This is a genomic window from Enterococcus sp. AZ179 (genome assembly GCF_050498885.1).
GTDB classification, from domain to species: Bacteria; Bacillota; Bacilli; order Lactobacillales; family Enterococcaceae; genus Enterococcus_D; species Enterococcus_D entomosocium.
The window spans coordinates 1,991,378-2,011,726 of sequence record NZ_JBMHEO010000001.1; the positions used below are offsets into that span (position 1 = coordinate 1,991,378).

Genomic DNA, 20,349 nt, shown 5'->3' on the forward strand with positions numbered 1-20,349 from the left:
ATGAGTATTTTTAATGTTTCTGCAATTAGTAAAGGTGTGCGATTGAAATAGAAGGTTTGTATCGAAAAAAAGGGTGAATAGACAAAAAGCATTCAGGAATTGGTTTCTTGAATGCTTTTTGTCTATTCATCTATCTGAAAAAGGTCTTTGCTTTGGTTTCTACTCCCTCTCATGTAAAATCACCGTTAAAACGATGCCGAATCAGTAAAAATTCTGCAAATAAAATTATTTGTGTTATATTTGAAGGGCATCTGTTCATTTTTTTAATATTCGTTTATTTTTAATCGCGTATAGTGAGAAAAATAAACGACGCGATGGCTATTTTTTTCGCATTAATTGATTAGCTGGGGAAGGTTTGTCCAAATAAAACCCTTGTTGAAGAAAAATCTCTTCTTCAAGCAAGTACTCATGGATATCCGAGGTTTCGACCCCTTCGACAATAAATTGGATTTTACGATTGCTGGCGATATTTCGCCAGAAGTCGATCAAAAAGAAAATCTCCTTTTGGGACAGCACTCGCAACGAGATAGGCGAAAATTTGATCACATCGATTTTATCCAGCATCGGTGCAATATTTGTCAGTGAATGAATGCCTGTCCCTACATCATCCAATGCGACAGAAAAGCGCATCTTTTTTATTTGGTTGATTTTGTTCATAAGAAAAGACTTGGGATCACAGGCGATAGAAGGTTCCGTATCGTCTTCGGTGATCTCAATCAAAATACGATCATGGTAGGGTGCTAAGTCAGCTAACATCAGAAAGGTTTCTGGGTAGCTGAGTTGTTGCGGGTGGATATTAAGACTGATTTTTGTTTCTTCATTCGGGTGAAGTAAGCTGAAAATTTCATTTCGGTACCATTGCAGTAAGCGAGTGTGTAGCTTTTTGTATTTGATCACTTGCTGGAAGAAGGAAAGGGGAAACCTATTTCTTTCGGTACTTCTCAATAATAATTCGTAGCCAATCACTTTCTGACTATCTGCTTTCATTTGAAAGATAGGCTGGGCATCAAAATATAATTGAGGAAATATCGATAAGAGTTCTTGTTCTATTTTCTCAGACATTGGTTTCTGCTCCTTTCTGGGGTAGTTTTATTTTTGGTTTCATGAAGTGCAGGAAAGGAAGATCGAGTTCTTTACCTGCATTGTTAAAGAATCGAGCCTTTCAAAATCATGGGCGAAGGATTTTAAAGAAAAATCTATGAAAGAAAGAAGGAATAGTGTGTTTGTCCATCTGATTTATGCTGCGATCTATTCTGTTTTAGTTGTAAGCTTGCTCATTTCGTATGATCTGTTTATCAAGAACTTCAAAGAATTGAATTTACGCTTGTCATTTAAAATTCTTATCGGTGTCGTTCTGTTCATTTCGCAAGTCTACTTTATTATATCATTTTCTTTGAACAGTATCGGTTATGTTGCGTATGAATATACGATTCCAATCTTTATTTATTATTTTGGTATCCTCAAAGAAAAAATATATCTGATTGGGCTGGTCCCCGTCATCTTGCTAACTTTTTTTGCATTGATCAATAAATTCGAATGGGGAGCCATGCTCTTTATTATCGGATTAAATTACATCATTTTAATCATTACTTGCTTATTAAAGAAAAGATTTTACGGACAGACAAATCATACTGTCTTTTATCTATTTTCGATTGTGGTTACGGTTGTCTCGCCGATGGTCAATGCATTGCTTTTTCATCGCCGTGAAGTTGGTCTTTGGGATGCTGTCACTTTAGGGATTGGATCAGTGGCAATCGTTTCTTTATGGAAGTATTATCTGCAGAATCAAAAAAACTTTCTCGAAAAAATCAATACGAAGATCATTGAGCGCAATTATGATGAGTTGACGAAGGTAAAAAATTTCCGTAGTTTGAACGAAGATATTTCAAAATTGGTGATAAACGAGAAGGATCAGCTGGTCGTGGTGATGATGGACTTAGATCATTTTAAGCAGATCAATGATCACCATGGACATCAAATCGGCAATCAAGCCTTAACCTTCTTTTCGGATAAACTGACGACATTTCTCTATCAAAAAAGTCCTTCCCATTTAATCGAAGTCTATCGGTATGGTGGCGAAGAATTTTTAGTCCTATTTAAAGAGAATACTTCCGTGTCAGTGAAAAAAATTATTGAAGAATTTCATTTGTTCTTAAGTAATGAACAGTTGAAACTAGAGGGAACACAACTGACCCTTTACTTTTCAGCAGGGATTTCAGAAGCAGGTCCTACGTTAGACATTTCAGAAATCTTTTATCAAGCGGATCAAGCATTGTACGAAGCCAAAAGGAAGGGCAGAAACCGCACGATTATATTTTCTTGAGACGCTTGCTTTTCTAAAGAAGGTTCCGCAGTCTTTTCTCAAGTAGATTGGGTGTTGTAGGAAACCAAAAGGAAAGACAAGGCCGTATGATTTTTTTAGACGAATGCTTTTCAGAAGAAGTTTTAATAAAGAGACAATGTTCGCAGGCTTCTTTGTCCAGCGTCGTAGCTTTTTCAAAAGGAAGAGGGGAAGCAATCTGGTAAGTATAATGGTTTACTAAACGGTTTCCGATTATCTTGAGAGGTTAAGCGAGGATAGAAAGGCAAGGAGAGTGCTTTTTAAGAAGTGGGAAGAAACCACTTCTTTTTTTGCACCAAGCATTGGGTAGCCGCACTTGGCAGCATCGAATTGGTTTTCTGCGTGTTTACACCCTTAGAAAGTAATGGTATATTTATTTGATAAGTAAATAAAATTATTTTTTTCCTGTGTGTAACGAAGACTGACTAAGGAGACTTCCCTATGAAACCAATTCGGCGATCACTGTACCAAAGTGCTTTATACGTAGCTATTCCTTTGATCGTGAGTCTACTGATTGGCTACTTAGCCAAATGCTCACTCCTGATTCCTGCATCCATTATATATGGCGTTCTCTTGGTGTTTATGATCCCTTCCGACAGCTTTTTATCAAGCAGCGTGGACTACCAAACGAAAAGCATGAATCCAAGTTTTCGTCCTCCGCCATTAAAGAGAAGGATCGAAGGTGCGCCAGAAACGATCAATTTCCTCTTCGTTTTAACGGCACTGGTTTTGTGTTTGCTGCTCTTGTTGGTTGGGTAAAGGGAATTCATAGAAATTAAGTACTAAGAAGAATGTCGAAAAGAAAAGGAGAACAGCGATGAAATTACTCAAACAAATTAATTTAATGGATGATAAAAAAACAATAAAGAGATTGAATCTCGCGGCGATCCCTAGTTTTATTTTTTTCTATGTGTTCTTTACACTCTTTGTCTTAGGTGGTCATGGGTCAAATGCTGAAACTTCGTTTATTTTCGATCTTTTGCTCTTAATGGTTGCGTATTTTATTCTCATCATTGTTCATGAATTGATTCATGGTGCCTTCTTCAAGCTTTTTGACCCTAAAGGGAAGGTAAAGTTTGGGTTCAAAAATGGGGTAGCATATGCCACGAGTCCCCATTCCTTTTATTCAAAAGGGAAATTTGCCATCATTTTATTGGCGCCATTCATTGGCATTTCTGTGGGCCTCTTTCTATTATATTTATTTGGCTGGTTGACGGCATCTCTTTTTACCTTGATTGCTACCGCACATGCCGCTTCTTGTGTGGGAGACTTTTACTTTCTTTTTCTGATTGTTAAAGCACCAGCGAACAGTTGTGTAGAAGATACTGAAGTGGGGTTGAATATTTATCAAGGAGAGTAGTTTATTTTTTCAATTGATCTTGGCAAAATCAAAGAGCAAGAAAATGTATGCTAGAAAATCTCTTACAAAAAAACAAACACCTCAAAAGTGTTTGTTTTTTTGTAAGACTGTTTATAAATAACGTATATAGCAAGAAGACTGTTCGGCCGACAAAAAGAAAATTTGTTTTAAACGACCGTTTTCTTACTAGCGCTTTACCGATACAACGGCAAACTACCAGCGACTTTATTGATACTCTTTTTCTTGCCTTTTAAACAAAGACCAAAATAAGCCAGTGTTTCTGTGGGAATCGTCTCAAGCGTCTGACGGTATTGCTCGTAAGAATTGGTGGTCTGAGCAACGTCGGAAAAATCAATGATGGTTACTTCTGGATCTGCTTGCTGACTGATCGATTCACGAATGGTCTGCAACTGCTCCTTGTTCGTTTTTAAGATAGGAATGGGAAAGTTGACAATGCCAAGGTGTTTTCTGCCTGTCGAATCGTAAATATCTTCTCCGATTCCTTCGGGAAACAATTTGCCCAAGGTTGCGCCTAAAATTGCAGCAGTATTTGCAACTAAGCCAATCGGTAATTGTTCATCGATAATCATGACACATTTTTCTTGGTTATTCATACGTTCTCACTCCATCTTCTTGGTAAATTGTTTGGTAAGCTTTCGGGGTGACCCCAATCAAGCTTTTAAAGATACGGGTAAAATGACTTTGGTCACTAAAACCTGTCAGAAAAGCGACTTCTGCAATTGCTTCTTGTGCTTCCAGTCTTTTCTTGGCAGCATTGATGCGCACCGTACTTAAATATTGAAACGGCGACAGCCCATACGCTTTGGTAAATTGCCGAATCAAGACGTACTGATTCATTCCAAGAACGTCACTTAATTCACTCAAGGACAATTTTTCGGCATAATGCTGATCGATATAGGTTTTTGCCGCTGCGGCTTTATTTGAAACCGGATCTGTTTGTTCGTGGGTGAAATCCGCATACTGAACAAGCAGGTCGTGAAGGAGACAAGTAAAGCGTTCTTGCCTTTCAAACTCATCGCCGCGATCCGACAGCAGCAGCCGATGAACTGCATGAAGTTCCTCTTTTTCTTTCACTTGGCGAATGACCGGTTCAGGAAAGTGGGGCGTCAATTGAGTGTTAAAAATTTTTTGTACTTGTACCGCCATGTTCTCCGGGGTTAAGTGGATATTGCGGTAAACCAGCTTCTCCTCCGTGAGTTGCTGGCAGCGATGGGCAGCCTTTGGTGGAATCAAAATCAAGTCGCCTGCTTCAACGATATAGCAGGTATTTTGACAGGTGAATTGACGCGTTCCAGCTTCCATCAAGCCAATCACATAATATTCGTGCCAATGGTTAGGAAACTCCTGCTGGATGCCGTTAAATAATAAAGCCTCTACACCAAGGGTGCTATCTTGAATGATTTTTCGTTCATTTCTCATCTGCATTCTCCTTTTTGTTACTATAACAAAAGTGGTTTTTGGTGAATAGAATGATATTGACTTTTGACTATTTTTCTTGATGGAAGGCCCTTGATTGGGATTGAGAAAAGGGGCTGGAGAAGGTCGGAAAAGAGTGGACCAGGATTGAAGAGAGAACAGCGGGTTATTTTGACGATTTTATGTAATGAATCAAAGCAAATGGACCATGCACCGTGAAAAAATAATGACAAATCCTTGGCATTTGAAAGTTTTATTGATGGAAGTATGGTACCATTTGACTGCAGTAAAGTTTGTGACGGTGGCTATCTTTGAAAGGTGGTGGTGCTTATGAATGTAAGTACTAACTCCTCAGAAAGGAGAAGCCTTTTTGTCCACAGCGGAAGCAATCGGGCTAATGATCAGTTTTGGTACATTTACCGCCATGCTGATCTTTGGTATCCTAGCCGCAGTGAAAAATGACAAAAAAAAATAACCGTCGACTTTAACAGGGAAACGGTTATCTTTTAAGTTAAAAAAACTGTCACCGTCTTAAATGGCGCTGCAGAGGGGTTGTGGCAACAACTCCTCTTTACATAGTTAGTATAGCAAGAAGAGAGTGATTTTTCAACTTTAACAAGGATATTTTCAAACAAAATCGATAAGCGACATAGGCAAAACCTTATTCTCAATTGGAATAAGGTGTTCGATGTAGTCATTTTTGAAAAGTGTTCGAACATCTAAAAACGAATGCAATGTTTAAAGAAAAGGGAAGCATTATTATCGAAACTAGCGGCTAATAAGTTCCAGATAAATTCTGGTACATTTATTGCCGTGCTGCTCTTTCGTATCCTAGCCACAGTGAAAAATGACAAAAAAATAACCGTCGACTTTAGCAAGGAAACGGTTATTTTTTTACTAATAAAACCCTGTCGCCTTCTTAAAAGGTGCTAGAGAGGAGTTGTGGCAACAGGTTTCTTCTATACAGATCACTATCGATCATATTCGTGAATGCTAATCTACCAATCGCTCGAGATCGTAGGAAAAACCGTTTTGCTTACTTAGTTCCTTGTAAAACAAGCCACTTTTCTTTATTGTACGTTTCTGTGTGGCTAAATCTAAAGAAACTAAGCCGTAGCGGTTTTTATATGCATTGATCCATGACCAACAATCAATGAATGTCCATAGATGATACCCTTTTATATTACAGCCATCTTGAATTGCTTTCCATAAATAGGCGAGATGATCTTGGATAAATTCAATGCGATAGTCATCAATCACCTGACCATTTTCATCCATGAACCGTTCTTCATTAGCAACACCCATACCGTTTTCTGAGATAAAGGATTCAATATTTCCATAGTTATTTTTGATGTCCATACATAAATCATAAATTCCTTTTTCATAGATTTCCCATCCACGATATTCATTCATTCGACGACCAGGCATAATATGCGGTTCAAAGAACCATTCTGGTAAGAATGGACTTTCTAAATTAACGGCAGAAGTTCTTGCTTTGACACGGCGTGGTTCATAGTAGTTTAGACCAAGTATCTGCGCGGTATTCTCTTCAATAATTTTTAGGTCTGTGTCATTGAAATCAACGGGTAATTGGTCATATTCCTCCAGCAAAGAGACTAGTTTTTCTGGAAATACTCCTTTGACCATGGGATCTAAGAAACTACGAGTATAAAAAAGATCCGCAATTTCTGCTGCTTTTTTATCTGCTGAATTTTGGCTTCTTGGGAAAGTCGGACTCAAATTGAGAATTACTCCGATTTTGCTAGATAGCTGGTATTTTTTAAAAGTTTGAATGGCTTTTGCATGGGCTAATATGGTAAAGAATGCTGCTTGAGCACCACGTTTAAAATCAATGAGATTTGGATAGTGAAAATCTTCTAAATAAGAGCCCAAGATTGGCCCCAAAGGTTCGTTAAAGGTGAACCAATGATAAACTAAGTCGCCAAACGCTAGAAAACAGGTATCAGCAAAATTTACATAAGCTTCAACAACTTCACGTGATTCCCATCCCCCTTTATCTTGTAATTTTGCTGGCATGTCAAAATGATAGAGATTCGCAAAAACTTTGATATTATTATTTTTCATTTCGGTAAAAAGATCTCGATAATAGGCTATCGCTTTCTCGTTCGCTTTACCAACCCCATCATTTGGAAACATTCGTGCCCATGAGATAGACACCCGAAATGAATTGTGCCCGGTTTGTTTCATCAATTGAATATCTTCGTGGTAACGATGGATATGGTCTGTCGTAATACTAGGTCCAATTCGTTTATAAAAACGATGAGGTTCTTCGTGAAACCACCGATCCCATACGGTCTCTGCTTTTCCTGTTTCTCCACGCCCTTCAGATTGTTCTGCTGACCAAGCGGATCCCCACCAAAAGTCATCTGGAAATGTTAACTGAGTATGTATTGACATTATCGTTTCCTCCTGTTCGTTTTTAACAGTGTAACATTGCTTTTGATATAAATAAATACTTTTTATTAAAAATATATATCTTTTTATGGTGGGTATGGTTTTAGCTGTAAAAAGACAATTTTTATGTTAAAGTATAAGTAATAGAGATGAGTATGAGGGAGTAAGTTATGAAGAAACAGCCAAAATATATGGAGGTTTATACGGAGGTAAAGAAAAAAATTGCCAATGGAACCTATCAAATCGGTGAAAAATTACCTACGGGCGATGAACTTGCGCATGAGTATCAAACAAGTAAGCTCACTGTGAAGAAAGGTATTGATATGCTAGTATCAGAGGGAGTTTTACGAACACGTAGTGGATTTGGAACGGAAGTTCTACGCAGACCAATTGATAATTCGAAAGTGTTTGGACCAAATGAAGGTCTTTTTGATTTAGTAGGGGAAGAACATGTGACTTCTGAAATCCATACGTTCTCAATTGAATTGCCATCGAATGAAGTTGCAGAAATTTTAGAAATAAATCAAAAAGAGTATGTCTATAATATTATTAGAAGTCGTTTTATTGATGAACAGCCTTATTCTATTGAGCAAACGTTTATGCCACTTTCTGTTATACCGGGGTTAGAACCAAAGCATTTGAAACGTTCCGTATATGGCTACATTACAAATGAGCTTAGTCTAGAGATTAAATCTTCCCATATTTGGATCAAAGGGGATGTGGCAAATGATTTCGATGCGGAAATTCTTTCTGTAAAACCAGGCGAGTTTATGATAGAGGTAGACAAAGTGGTGTCATTGTCTTCTGGTATACCGTTTGAATATTCTCTTTCGAGACATTTATACAAAGATTTTATTTTTGAAGCAGTTTTTGTTGAGAAGTGAAGACTAACGAATTTCGTTGGTCTTTTTTTGACTTTCAAAAAAAGATATATAATTTTAAATAAAGATATTTACTTTTTGGAAGAGCTGGTGTATGATCATCCCATAAGCAATCGCTTACAACTAAAAAAGGAGACTGATTGGAATTATGAGTAAAAAAGATGCTATTTTTGAAAAGTTCGGAATAATAGCCACAAGGTTAGGGAACCAGATTCATCTTCGAACACTAAGGGATGCTTTCGCCACTTTTATGCCTTTTATGATGTTGGCGGGATTTGTTACATTGATCAACTATGTTATTTTAGAGCCAACAGGATTTATGGGAAATATTATTGATCCAGCAACATTAACGACGATTCAAGAGATCGGGACTTCCATCAGTAATGGAACGCTAAGTATAACGACACTATTAGTTGTTGCGGCAGTTTCTTATCATATGTGTGTTAGCAGAAATTATACAAATCATATTGCTGCTGTTCTAGTCGCTATTTCAACGTTTATTGTTCTCACCCCTATGATGACGATGTTTACACCAGAAGGAAGTCAAGAAGCGCTGGAAGTAGGTGGGGTTATTCCTGTCACTCATACTGGTGCGTCAGGAATGTTCGTTGGAATTTTTGTGGGCTTAGCTGCTACGGAACTCTTTATTAAGTTATCTAATAATAAAAAGTTACAAATTCAATTGTCAGGAAATATCCCTCCAGCTGTGTTGAAGTCTTTTAACGTCCTTATTCCAATCATGATTACCGTGACTACCTTCGCAATTGGTTCATTTGCTGTCAATCAATTATTCAATATGGATGTTAATTCGTTGATTACTACTCTAATCACTGGGCCTTTAAGTAGGGTAACGACAGGTTTACCAGGGTTCCTCTTAATTACCTCAATTGCAAATCTCTTTTTTGGGTTTGGAATTCATCAAGCAGTGATATCAGGTTCACTTCTCGATCCGTTCTTGATTCAAAATATGCAAGAGAATATGGCTGCTTATGCGAATAGGGAAGATATTCCACATATCATAAACATGGCATTTAAAGATACGTTTGCTGTTATGGGAGGGTCAGGAAATACTATTGCTTTGCTAATTGCTATTTTTATCTTTAGTCGTCGTAAAGATTACAAAGACTTTGCAAAATTATCCGTAACTCCAGCACTATTTAATATCAGTGAACCGATCATTTTTGGTTTACCAATTGTTTTCAATATTAGTTTGATTATTCCATTTGTATTGGCGCCGATTTTTTCTCTAACAGTTGCATATTTTGCGACAGCTGTTGGTTTGATTAATCATGTAGTCGTGCAGATACCTTGGACCACTCCTCCCGTCATATCTGGATTTTTAGCAACTGGTGGCGATTGGCGAGCATCAGTCTTGCAAATTGCGATCATTGCTGTGAGTGTTTTTATCTACTTACCATTTTTACGTATCGATGAAAAAGTTACCTCAACAATAGGAAATGAAGAGGCAAATGATTGAGAAGAGGAAACTTCACAAGATTTTTTGAAGTCTTCTCAAACCAAAGGGAAGAGAAACAAATAAATTGAACAAATTTGTATATCAAAAAGAGACCACATAGATACATGTGAGTCTCTTTTTTTTGTGGAAATATCAATCAGTGAACTTGTGAATAGAGGGAAAGAATTACCTGAAGAATTTTTTTTACAAATCTATTGAGTTTCCATTCTTTTTCTCACGGTTTTGGCTAACTTTTCAATAATATACATTGCCGGTATCTGGGTTGTAATATCAGCTTCATTAATTTTTTCTAGCGAAATATTATAGGTTATTGAAATATCAGCTAATTTAGAAAGTGTTGAATTAGAGCTGCTGGTAATTCCTATTACTGAGCTTTCTGATAGATTCAAATGATTTAAATATTGAATGATTTCTGTGGTCTCGCCGGAAACGGATAAAGCGACGATACACATTTTTTTTGCTAACTCAGTGGATAGGTAATTAATAGGATAATTACTAGGATCTTCAATGCGAATCGCCATGTTAAATAGTGACGAGAAATAAAGAGAACCATATTCAGCAACAACATTTGAGGAGCCTACGCCAATAAAAATAATCAGCTCTTTTTCCATCAATAAGTGAACTGCCTCATCAAATTTATCTTCAAAGAATTTGTCTTGTGTCCGTGCTAAAAAATTCAAGAGTTCACTCTCAAAATCAAGTGTTTTTACCTCTTTTTCTTCTTTAAGAGATTCGAGATACGCACTAAGGTAAATTTTAAATTCAGAAAAACCGGTACAGCGAAATTTTTTACAAAAGCGTAATACGCTGGCAGTACTCGTATGACTTTTCTCAGCTAATTCTCGAATACTCATGGAAGCAACTGCATTTACCTCTGAAATAATTGCTTTATATACCTCAATATCCGTTTCATTTAAGTCTGGTTGATAGTCAAGAAACAACATAGTAATCCCCTCCTGTTACAAATTGTAACAGGATTGTAACCGGTGTCAATCGTCTGTTTTTGTAACCGTTTACTTAAAAGCGGTATTTAAGGGGATAAAAATAATCTATACTGACCATGTAGTTAAGTTAAAGGAGTGTTTCAGGATGGATAAAGGAATAAAAATTGCAACAATTGGCGGTGGATCAAGTTATACACCAGAATTGATAGAAGGATTTATTAAACGATATGCTGAATTACCGATTTCAGAATTATGGCTTGTGGATATTGAACAAGGAAGAGAGAAATTAGAAATAGTTGGGGAACTTGCTAAACGTATGGTAAAAAAAGCGAACCTTCCAATGAAAATTTATATGACTCTTGATCGTGAAGCGGCATTAAAGGATGCGGACTTCGTTACGACGCAATTTCGTGTAGGTCTTTTGGAAGCGCGAGCGAAAGACGAGAGAATTCCTTTAACATATGACACGATTGGACAAGAAACGAATGGTCCAGGAGGGCTTTTTAAAGGATTACGCACGATTCCTGTTATCTTAGAAATAGTGAAAGATATGGAGCGCCTTTGCCCAGAAGCATGGCTGATCAACTTCACTAATCCAGCTGGCATGGTGACAGAAGCTGTCTTACGCCATAGCAATATGCGTAGAGTAGTAGGTTTGTGTAATGGACCAATTGGAATAGAACGTGGCATTGCAGAAACATTAAAAGTACCCAAACAAGAATTATATGTTGAATTTACTGGGCTAAATCATATGGTTTTTGCGAAAAAGATTTATCATAAAGGGATTGATGTGACCCAAAAAGTACTTACATTGATGACGCAAGATACTGGCGATGCAGTTGGTCTGAAAAACATTGCTGATTTAGAATGGGAACCAAATTTTTTCCGAACACTTGGCATGATTCCCATCGGCTATTTAAGGTATTACTATCAAACAGCTACTATGTTGTCTGAGCAAAAACGATCAGCAGAGAAAGAAGGAACTCGTGCAGAAGTTGTGCAGAAAATCGAACATGAGTTGTTTGAACTTTATAAAGATGAACATCTAGCAATCAAACCACCTCAATTGTCAGAACGTGGGGGCGCTTATTATAGTGAAGCAGCATGTAATTTAATTAATTCCATCTATAATGACAAACGTGATATTCAAACGGTCAATACAAGAAATAATGGTGCCATCAGTGATATCGATTGTGATTCAGCGGTTGAAGTAAATTGTTTGATTACAAAACAAGGACCGATCCCTTTGACTACAGGTGAATTACCTATTCCTATCAAAGGACTAGTTCAACAAATTAAGTCTTTTGAACGTATAGCGGCCCAAGCAGCTGTTACGGGAGACTATAACACTGCTTTATTAGCGATGACGATCAATCCCTTAGTTCCAAGTGATAGGACAGCAAAGCAACTACTTGATGAAATGCTTTTAGCACACAAAGAATATCTGCCGAATTTTTTTAAAGGAGAATGACAATGAAAGTAAAATACTATGTTGAGGCAAATTACCAAGAAGTCAGTAAGATCTGTGCAAAACTCATTTTAGATGTCTTAAAAGAAAAGCCAAATGGGTTATATTGCTTTGCAGGTGGTGATACACCCGTAGGAACGCTTAACATCATTGCAGAAGCAGCAATCAACAAAGAAATAGATTTATCCCAGGCAAAGTTTATTGAACTAGATGAATGGGTTGGAATCGATCCGAAAAATGAAGGCAGTTGTCTATCCTATTTAAAAAGAAACTTATTCAATCGGGTTCCTATTGACCTAAAGCAACTTCACACATTTGATCCTTTAGCCGATGATTTAAATGAGGAATGCAAAAAAGCTGATAAATTTATCGAGGAGAATGGAGGATTAACACTGAGTTTGCTTGGGGTTGGAGTAAATGGTCACTTAGGTTTTAATGAGCCTGGTTCGTCCTTCGAAGATAAAGCTCATATAGTGAACTTAGACGAATCAACCCAAAGTGTTGGGAAAAAATATTTTTCAGACGAGAAAGTTGATCGTACGAAAGGAATTACGTTAGGGATAGGACAATTATTACAATCTGGAACAATGATCGTACAAGCTAGTGGAGCAAAAAAGAAATCTGCGATACAACAATTTCTATGCGGTACGATTACAAAAGAGTGTCCAGTTACTTCTCTATGGTTGCACAAAGATCCTGTATTGGTGGTTGATAAGGAAGTCGTGAACTAAAAGGAGGAAAAAAGATGCAGGTCATTGAGAACAAGGTATTGCCTATATTGCTGAAAATAGGCAATAGTAAACACTTAGTTGCTATAAGAAATGGGATTTCCATGACGATTCCTTTTACTATTGTTGGAAGTATCTTCCTAATCATTGGTAACTTTCCAATACAGTCATGGATGGATTTTGTGTCAAATTGGGGGCCGCAGTTGAATGCACCAGTCAATGTTACGTTCGGAATCCTTGGACTGATATCTGCAATTGGAATAGGCTATCATTTAGGAAAAGAGTTTGGTGTTGATGCTATTTCTAATTCGATACTCACAACTATCGGCTTTCTTCTAGCAACATTAAACGATGACTGGACGATAAATTTGGCTAATTTTGGTGCTAGTGGTATGTTTACCGCGATCATTGTTGGGGTATTTGTCACTCATGCTTTTAAATGGTTTGTCACTCACAACATTGTAATAAAAATGCCAGAAGGTGTGCCGCCCACTGTAGCAACTTCTTTTGCAACGTTAATCCCAGGGGCATTTATTCTGACCGTTATATGGATCGTCAGAACTTTATTAGGGGTTGATATCAATGAAATCATTACTATTGTTTTCCAACCTTTAATGCAAGGGATGGGAACACTCCCAGGCATGCTGTTATACACACTTCTCGTTTGTTTGCTATGGATATGTGGAATCCACGGAGACAATGTTTTGTCTGGAATTGCGACCCCTGTTTTCCTAAGTTATCTTGCTGATAATACGGCAGCTTTTCAAAGTGGTGCAGAAGTACCTCATGTTTTTGCCGATGGATTTTGGATTGTCTTTATGTGTTTAGGCGGAACTGGAGCAACACTCGGTCTAGTGTTAAATATGCTCCACTCCAGAAGTAAGATGTATAAGTCGATTGGACGATTATCTTTGCCGTCAGCTATTTTTTGTATCAATGAACCGGTTATTTTTGGTTTGCCTATTGTGATGAATCCTGTAATGCTTATTCCGTTTATAGCAACGCCTATGGTCCTATGTATCGGTACGTATATCTTAATGAATATTGGTATAGTAGGACCGATTGTTATTCAAGTTCCATGGACTATTCCTCCTATTATTGGTCCTTATTTAGCTACTAATGGTAGTATTGGAGCAGCCGTTTGGTCTTTTGTATCGATTTTCATTTCATATTTTATTTATATGCCATTTTTCAAAATATTGGAAAAGCAGCAAGTGAAAAATGAAACCGCAGAGGTGCAAGAAACGGAAACAACGATTCCTGTGAGTATAAGTGAGTAGATAGAAGAAGCCTATTTTCCATCATTCATTAAGATAAGTATTTTTAGGTATTAGAAAATAACTTTAAAAAAGTATATTGGAAAAAAGACGATTGTCCTTCATGATTCTGATAGTTTCAATAATAAAACAACAAATAGCATCATTATCTAAGCGAATCAGTAAATGATTCGCTTTTTTTAATGTTGTATTTTTTATCATTTGCTTCTATCAATAAAACCTTCTCGAATACTTTATTGGATGTTATGGTAATCCTTGAAATCTCCTCTTCGGTCCATCGTTTTAAAAAAACGGAGCTTCAGTTGTACCGAGAAATGATGGCGATTTCATTTTGTGCAAGCTATAGTTTAGGTGGGGGTAGCAAATATGATTCATTTCAAATTGACGTATCTGTTTTCAGAACCAAATATTGAGGCGTTTCTTCAGTTGACGAAGTGGAGGGATGAGGAATTTCTGGCGGAGATTGCCAAGATCAATCAAATCACTGAACAGCGGTTGAATCAACGAATCACGATGCATGAGGGAGAAGTTTTGATTCCTTCGCTGATTCAGCGAAAATGGCCGGAAATTCTTTTCGATGTCCAGAAGAACACGTTGTTTTTTTCGGAAGAAGAGCGGCGGTCCATGATTTATCTTCTGACTTTTTCAGCAGTGAAAGACTTATCCGTCTACCAGTTTCAAGAGCTGTTCTATGTCAGTAAAAATACGATTTTGAAGGACTTAAAGGGGATCAGAGAGGAACTTGCAGCTTTCAAGATTCAACTATTGTACTCTCGAAAATATGGCTTTTATCTAGAGGGAGAGGAATATCAGATTCGCGCTCTTGCTTTTCGAAAAGTCAGTGCGTTATCCAATACGAAAAATGGGAATTTGCTTTTATTTGAGGGAATCTATGAGCAGAATAAAACGATATATATTCAAATAAGAGATCGTTTGTCCGCAACATTGACTGCCTTCAATCTGGTGATCGTACCGAGCCGCTTCGAAGAAATGCTTTATTTTCTTAATTATTTATCCTTTCGGATGGCAGAAACGGCTGTTTCTTTAGCGGAGACAGAAACATCGCTGCTACAGTCGCTGCATGTCCATCAAGTTAGTCAGCAGTTTTTAGCAGAATTTCCTGCCATCAAAGATCGGAAAACAGAAGAACTTTATGTAACGATCCTGTTGAAAACGATTCTGCAAGGAGATATCGAAGATACTTCATTAGAGTTTTTATTGGAATGTGCCAGTAAGATCATTCATGAAATGGAACGGCTGGCAGCTATCGAGTTTGTGGACTATCGCACCCTTTTGATGAACACATTCTATCATCTTGTCCCGGCGTATTTTCGAATCCGCTTCGGTTTTCCACTGGAGAATGTACTGATTGAAGAAATCAAGCTGCAATACAATGAGTTGTTTGAACTGACGAGACGAGCACTGGGTTCTTTAGAAGACCTAGTCGGTACGATCCCTGATGAAGAAATCGGTTATTTTACGATTTTGTTTGGTGGAGAAATCAGTAAACAAAAGGCCAAACGTGATTACTTCCAATTGAATGCATTAGTTGTCTGCCCAAGCGGCATCAGTTCATCCTTGATTTTGGAATCAGAATTAAAGGAACTGTTTCCCCAGATCCATTTTTTTCCGGCTCGTTCGATCGAAGAGTATGAAAATGTTCGTTTCAATGACGAGATTGATCTGATTTTTTCCAGTGCCCCGATCAAAACCAAACGACCATGTTATGTGATCAATCCGATTATGACGCCCATTGAGAAGGATGAACTGCTTAGAAACGTACAAGCGGCATTCTTTCCTTCAAAAACTGGTTTGCATTCCATTGACGATGTGTTAGAAGTGATTTTGCCCTATGTTGATTTAAAAGCAGGCATCAGTAAGCAAAAGCTGAGAAAAATTTTGCAAAGAAAAATCAATCGAGAATTGAATAGAAGGGAAGACCAACGTCCGATGTTATCAGATTTATTAACAGCAGAAACCATCCAATTTACTGAGGTGCCGCTGACTTGGCAAGAAGCCATTCGAGAAGCTGCTGCGCCATTAAAAAAGACCAATAAAATTGAGGAACAGTATATAACCGCCATGATCAATAAAGTGGTAGATCACGGTCCTTTTATCCATATTGGAAAAGGCATCGCTTTGCCCCATGCGCGTCCAGAAGATGGGGTCAATGCGATCGGGATGTCGTTATTAAAAGTCAAAGAGCCAGTGCTTTTAAATGATGATCCGCAACACCCCATTCAAGTGTTTATATGTTTGGCGGCGGTTGACAATGAGCTCCATCTAAAAGCGTTAGCGAGTTTAACAAAAATTTTGTCGAATAATGAAAAACTAACTGCGTTACTTTCCGCAACCAATGCGGATCAAATAATTGAAGTGATCAGAGAAGGAGAAGATGAAAAATGAAATTTGCAGCAGTGTGTGGGTCAGGATTAGGATCAAGTTTTATGGTGGAGATGAATATCAATTCTGTTTTAAATGAATTGGGTGTCTCAGGTGTGGAAGTGTCCCATTATGATTTAGGAAGTGCCGCACCCAATATGGCGGATGTTTTCTTTGTTGGTGGCGATTTAGCCGATAGTGCGCAGCATCTAGGTGAGATCGTGGTGTTAGACAGTATTATCGATCTCGATGAATTGAAGCAAAAGGTTCAAGCCGTTTGTCAGGAAAAAGGATTACTATAAAAAGGAGTAGACAGTCATGAACGAATTTTTAGATATTCTTGTTGATATCGCGAGTACCCCAGCGATCTTAGTTGCGCTGATCGCCGTTTTGGGGAATGTGCTGCAGAAAAAAGACATTGCCACGATCGTCAAAGGGGGCATCAAAACCTTTGTTGGGTTTCTCGTGGTCACTGCCGGGGCTGGGGTGATCGAAAGCTCTCTGGCGCCATTTGGGGAGATGTTCCAAGCAGCCTTTAACATGCAAGGGGTCGTACCTAATAACGAAGCGATCGTTGCGCTAGCGTTGACGACATACGGCACCTATACCGCACTTATTATGTTAGCCGGAATGGCCTTCAATATTTTGATTGCCCGTATCACTCGCTTTAAATACATTTATTTGACTGGGCATGCCACGTTGTATATGGCTTGCATGATTGCGGTGATTTTGAGCGTTACTGGAATGAATACTTTTAATCTAGTTTTATTTGGCGGCTTAGCGTTAGGGATCTGTAACACGATTTTCCCAGCGATCGCACAACCGTTTACTCGAGAAATTACTAAAAATGATTCCGTCGCATTGGGGCATACGGGGAACTTCGGCTACGCATTGAGCGGGTTGATTGGGAAATACGTCGGCAATAAGGAAAAATCTACCGAAGACATCAATTTTCCGAAAGGCCTGTCTTTCTTGCGGGACTCTACTGTTAGTATCACGATTACGATGGCTATTGTATACGTGATCGTAGCAATTTTTGCTGGGAGTGAATTTATTACAGAAAATCTTAGCAATGGCACGAACTCGATCATTTATTCGTTGCAGCAAGCTGGTTCGTTTGCCGCTGGTGTCTTTGTGATTTTAGCTGGTGTCCGTCTGATTTTGGCAGAAATCGTACCAGCCTTTAAAGGGATTTCCGAAAAGCTTGTTCCTAATGCGATTCCTGCATTGGATTGCCCGATCGTCTTTCCTTATGCGCCAAATGCTGTTCTGATTGGTTTTCTAACCAGCTTTGTCGGTGGGATCGTTAGTTTGATCATCATGGTCTTCACAGGAACAACCGTTATTATTCCAGGTGTCGTGCCCCATTTCTTCTGTGGCGCAACAGCAGGTGTTTACGGCAATGCAACGGGTGGTGTGCGAGGCGCCGTGATTGGTTCCTTTATTCATGGGATCATTATCAGCTTCATGCCGATCTTGTTGATGCCAGTCATGGGGGATCTTGGGTTCCAAGGATCAACTTTCTCTGATACCGACTATGGAGTTGCAGGGATCTTCCTAGGAAACTTAGCCAATATGGGCGGTCAAATCGCCATCTTCTCAGGGATAATTGCGGTAGTCGCGGTCTTGATCGGATTGACGATTTTCAAGAAAAACAGCCGGGCAAAATCTGTTTCTGAATAAATAGAGGATGGAGGGATAAATAGTGGCAATCAGTGAACAAGAATACCACGAACTCGAAAGATTAGCGGCAAAGATTCGTTTAGATACCCTTTGCAGCATCAAGAAAATGGGGCAAGGCCATCTGGGCGGTTCCTTTTCAATTGTTGAATTATTAGCCGTTTTGTACGGCAAACAGCTGCGGGTCAATCCACAAGATCCACAGTGGGCGGATCGTGACCGACTCGTTTTATCAAAAGGACATGCTGGCGCCGCACTGTACAGCGCATTAGCAAATACGGGCTATTTTGATCGGTCGTGGTTATGGACGATCAATGAGGGCGGCACGAGACTGCCTTCCCATCCGGATCGCTGGAAAACGCCGGGGGTTGATGCCACCACAGGTTCACTGGGGCAGGGGACTTCAATGGCTGCCGGGATCGCGACGGGTCTGCGCTTGGCAGGGAAGGACAATTTTGTTTATTTGATCGTCGGGGACGGCGAACTAAATGAAGGACAGTGCTGGGAAGCCTTCCAATACATTGCCCACTTCAAACTGAATCACTGTATCGTCATTATTGATGACAATAAAAAACAGCTAGATGGGCCAACCAAAGACATTCTTGATCCCTTTGACATCCAGCAGAAGATGACTGCATTTGGCTTTTATACAGAAAAAGTTCCAGGAGCAGACATGCAAGCCATTGATGAGGCAATCGAGCGCTGCAAAGCGATCGAAGACCAAGCGGTTTGCATTGTCTTGGACAGCGTGAAAGGACAAGGCATTCCTTTCTTTGAAGAATTAGATGCCAATCACTCCGTGAAGTTTACCACGGATGAAATCAATCAAGCGGCAGAAGCGGCAATCAAAGAATTGACGATAAAAATCGAAGGAGGACGCTAAGGCATGTTTACATTAAGCAAAACCACTGCTGCTGGTAAAGAGCTGCGAACATGTGTCGTTGACACATTGGTGGAACTCATGGATGAAAATAACCAGCTAGTTGCGTTGGATGCCGACCTTGGCTCTGCCAGCGGCTGGACAGCGATTGCCAACAAACATCCCCAACGCTTTATCAACATGGGGATCGCGGAAGCCAATATGGTTGGCGTCGCTGCTGGCTTGAGTTTAACTGGCTATACACCTTTTATCCACACTTTTGGGCCATTTGCAACGCGCCGGGTATTCGATCAGCTGTTTATTTCTGGCGGCTATGGCGGCAATACGATCAATATTTACGGTTCTGATCCGGGGTTTGCAGTCGGACACAACGGCGGCACCCATACGACATGGGAAGATGTGGCTTTGATGCGAATGATTCCCCAATCGATCGTCTGCGATGCAGCGGATGAAGTCCAAATGGCGTGGATCATAAAAACTTTTAGCCAATTATCAGGCATTCATTACGTACGAGGCAATCGGAAAGCGGTTCCGACGATTTATGAAAAAGGCTCGACCTTTGAACTAGGAAAAGGCAATGTTTTAAGACCAGGCGATGAACTGTTGTTGATTGCCAGTGGCCAACTGGTTTCTGAAACACTGCAAGTGGCAGAAGAATTAGCAGAAATAGGAATCAGCTGCGAAGTGATCGACATGTTCACCATCAAACCGATCGATAAAGAATTGATCATCCGCGAAGTTCAGGGAAAACGGCAAGTCATCACCATCGAAAATCATTCTATCACCGGTGGACTAGGGAGTGCCGTCGCCGAAGTGCTTGCTGAAACTGGCAGTGCTGTTCCCTTAAAACGTATTGGTGTCAACGAACGATTTGGCCAAGTCGGCACACCCGATTTCCTGCAAAAAGAATATGGCTTAGATGCTGCTTCAATCAAGCAGCAAATAGTTGAGGGGAAGGTCAGGGAATAGAAAAAGGAAGCATCAACGAATCAATGGTTGGTGCTTCCTTCTCATTTATTTCAGGACTTGCAAAAAACGTCAAACAACGCGTCAGTTCTGCTGTTTGACGTTTTTTTATG

Annotated in this window: 19 protein-coding genes; 14 read left to right on the plus strand and 5 right to left on the minus strand. The window is 39.1% G+C overall.

All coding sequences use genetic code 11. The annotated features are described in order from the left end of the window. Positions 1 to 318: 318 nt before the first annotated feature. Positions 319 to 1,062, minus strand: a complete 744-nt coding sequence (locus tag IGI88_RS09380; protein WP_061053741.1) for an EAL domain-containing protein — start codon at positions 1,060 to 1,062, stop codon at positions 319 to 321. A 136-nt stretch (positions 1,063 to 1,198) separates the two neighbouring features. Between IGI88_RS09380 and IGI88_RS09385 the strand changes: the two genes are divergently transcribed. The 3 genes from IGI88_RS09385 (at position 1,199) to IGI88_RS09395 (ending at position 3,701) form a co-directional block, all read left to right on the plus strand. Beyond that, the gene (locus IGI88_RS09385; protein ID WP_223273077.1) at positions 1,199 to 2,323 is read left to right on the plus strand and encodes a GGDEF domain-containing protein; all 1,125 of its coding nucleotides are present in this window, start codon (positions 1,199 to 1,201) and stop codon (positions 2,321 to 2,323) included. A gap of 459 nt (positions 2,324 to 2,782) precedes the next feature. Further along, positions 2,783 to 3,100: a hypothetical protein gene (locus IGI88_RS09390; RefSeq protein WP_005232089.1), complete on the plus strand. Its 318-nt coding sequence runs from the start codon at positions 2,783 to 2,785 to the stop codon at positions 3,098 to 3,100. A 58-nt stretch (positions 3,101 to 3,158) separates the two neighbouring features. Then, entirely contained in the window at positions 3,159 to 3,701 is a 543-nt protein-coding gene (locus IGI88_RS09395) for a DUF3267 domain-containing protein (protein ID WP_086299091.1), read from the plus strand. Between the two features lie 194 nt (positions 3,702 to 3,895). On the opposite strand, the gene IGI88_RS09400 is transcribed toward IGI88_RS09395, so the two are convergent. Next, positions 3,896 to 4,315 (minus strand): DUF2000 domain-containing protein, encoded by a 420-nt coding sequence (locus tag IGI88_RS09400; RefSeq protein ID WP_005232083.1) that lies wholly within the window; start codon positions 4,313 to 4,315, stop codon positions 3,896 to 3,898. Continuing rightward, complete coding sequence (locus tag IGI88_RS09405; RefSeq protein ID WP_429969528.1) at positions 4,308 to 5,141, minus strand: helix-turn-helix domain-containing protein; 834 nt, start codon at positions 5,139 to 5,141, stop codon at positions 4,308 to 4,310. The genes IGI88_RS09400 and IGI88_RS09405 overlap by 8 nt, the downstream gene beginning before the upstream one ends. Before the next feature lie 367 nt (positions 5,142 to 5,508). Between IGI88_RS09405 and IGI88_RS09410 the strand changes: the two genes are divergently transcribed. After that, positions 5,509 to 5,613, plus strand: a complete 105-nt coding sequence (locus IGI88_RS09410; RefSeq protein ID WP_017144486.1) for a putative holin-like toxin — start codon at positions 5,509 to 5,511, stop codon at positions 5,611 to 5,613. Positions 5,614 to 6,131: 518 nt separating this feature from the next. On the opposite strand, the gene IGI88_RS09415 is transcribed toward IGI88_RS09410, so the two are convergent. Further along, the gene (locus IGI88_RS09415) at positions 6,132 to 7,556 is read right to left on the minus strand and encodes a glycoside hydrolase family 1 protein (protein ID WP_086372608.1); all 1,425 of its coding nucleotides are present in this window, start codon (positions 7,554 to 7,556) and stop codon (positions 6,132 to 6,134) included. Between the two features lie 167 nt (positions 7,557 to 7,723). Here IGI88_RS09415 and IGI88_RS09420 point away from each other — a divergent pair, with 167 nt between their 5' ends. Together IGI88_RS09420 and IGI88_RS09425 are read left to right on the plus strand one after the other, a co-directional pair. Beyond that, positions 7,724 to 8,437 carry a GntR family transcriptional regulator gene (locus IGI88_RS09420; RefSeq protein ID WP_008377910.1) on the plus strand — a complete coding sequence of 238 codons (714 nt, stop codon included), beginning with the start codon at positions 7,724 to 7,726 and terminating at the stop codon, positions 8,435 to 8,437. Between the two features lie 145 nt (positions 8,438 to 8,582). Further along, positions 8,583 to 9,911 carry a PTS sugar transporter subunit IIC gene (locus tag IGI88_RS09425; protein ID WP_005227522.1) on the plus strand — a complete coding sequence of 443 codons (1,329 nt, stop codon included), beginning with the start codon at positions 8,583 to 8,585 and terminating at the stop codon, positions 9,909 to 9,911. A 191-nt stretch (positions 9,912 to 10,102) separates the two neighbouring features. Here the strand turns inward: IGI88_RS09425 and IGI88_RS09430 are convergent, their stop codons facing one another. Further along, positions 10,103 to 10,855, minus strand: a complete 753-nt coding sequence (locus tag IGI88_RS09430; RefSeq protein ID WP_016611334.1) for a MurR/RpiR family transcriptional regulator — start codon at positions 10,853 to 10,855, stop codon at positions 10,103 to 10,105. A 145-nt stretch (positions 10,856 to 11,000) separates the two neighbouring features. On the opposite strand from IGI88_RS09430, the gene IGI88_RS09435 reads away from it, so the two are divergent. The 8 genes from IGI88_RS09435 (at position 11,001) to IGI88_RS09470 (ending at position 20,239) form a co-directional block, all read left to right on the plus strand. Next, positions 11,001 to 12,326 (plus strand): 6-phospho-beta-glucosidase, encoded by a 1,326-nt coding sequence (locus IGI88_RS09435; protein ID WP_005232076.1) that lies wholly within the window; start codon positions 11,001 to 11,003, stop codon positions 12,324 to 12,326. A 2-nt stretch (positions 12,327 to 12,328) separates the two neighbouring features. After that, on the plus strand, positions 12,329 to 13,054 hold the full coding sequence (locus IGI88_RS09440; RefSeq protein ID WP_139960420.1) for a glucosamine-6-phosphate deaminase: 726 nt from the start codon (positions 12,329 to 12,331) through the stop codon (positions 13,052 to 13,054). Between the two features lie 14 nt (positions 13,055 to 13,068). Beyond that, positions 13,069 to 14,331 (plus strand): PTS sugar transporter subunit IIC, encoded by a 1,263-nt coding sequence (locus IGI88_RS09445; RefSeq protein WP_429960375.1) that lies wholly within the window; start codon positions 13,069 to 13,071, stop codon positions 14,329 to 14,331. 363 nt (positions 14,332 to 14,694) lie between these two features. Next, positions 14,695 to 16,734: a BglG family transcription antiterminator gene (locus IGI88_RS09450; protein ID WP_429960376.1), complete on the plus strand. Its 2,040-nt coding sequence runs from the start codon at positions 14,695 to 14,697 to the stop codon at positions 16,732 to 16,734. Next, positions 16,731 to 17,012 carry a PTS sugar transporter subunit IIB gene (locus IGI88_RS09455; protein WP_429960377.1) on the plus strand — a complete coding sequence of 94 codons (282 nt, stop codon included), beginning with the start codon at positions 16,731 to 16,733 and terminating at the stop codon, positions 17,010 to 17,012. The genes IGI88_RS09450 and IGI88_RS09455 overlap by 4 nt, the downstream gene beginning before the upstream one ends. Before the next feature lie 16 nt (positions 17,013 to 17,028). Beyond that, complete coding sequence (locus IGI88_RS09460; protein ID WP_086299099.1) at positions 17,029 to 18,393, plus strand: PTS ascorbate transporter subunit IIC; 1,365 nt, start codon at positions 17,029 to 17,031, stop codon at positions 18,391 to 18,393. A 22-nt stretch (positions 18,394 to 18,415) separates the two neighbouring features. Next, a complete protein-coding gene (locus tag IGI88_RS09465; RefSeq protein WP_005232060.1) occupies positions 18,416 to 19,273 on the plus strand; it encodes a transketolase in 858 nt (285 codons plus the stop codon). 3 nt (positions 19,274 to 19,276) lie between these two features. After that, complete coding sequence (locus IGI88_RS09470; RefSeq protein ID WP_086299100.1) at positions 19,277 to 20,239, plus strand: transketolase family protein; 963 nt, start codon at positions 19,277 to 19,279, stop codon at positions 20,237 to 20,239. The last annotated feature ends 110 nt before the right edge of the window (positions 20,240 to 20,349 follow it).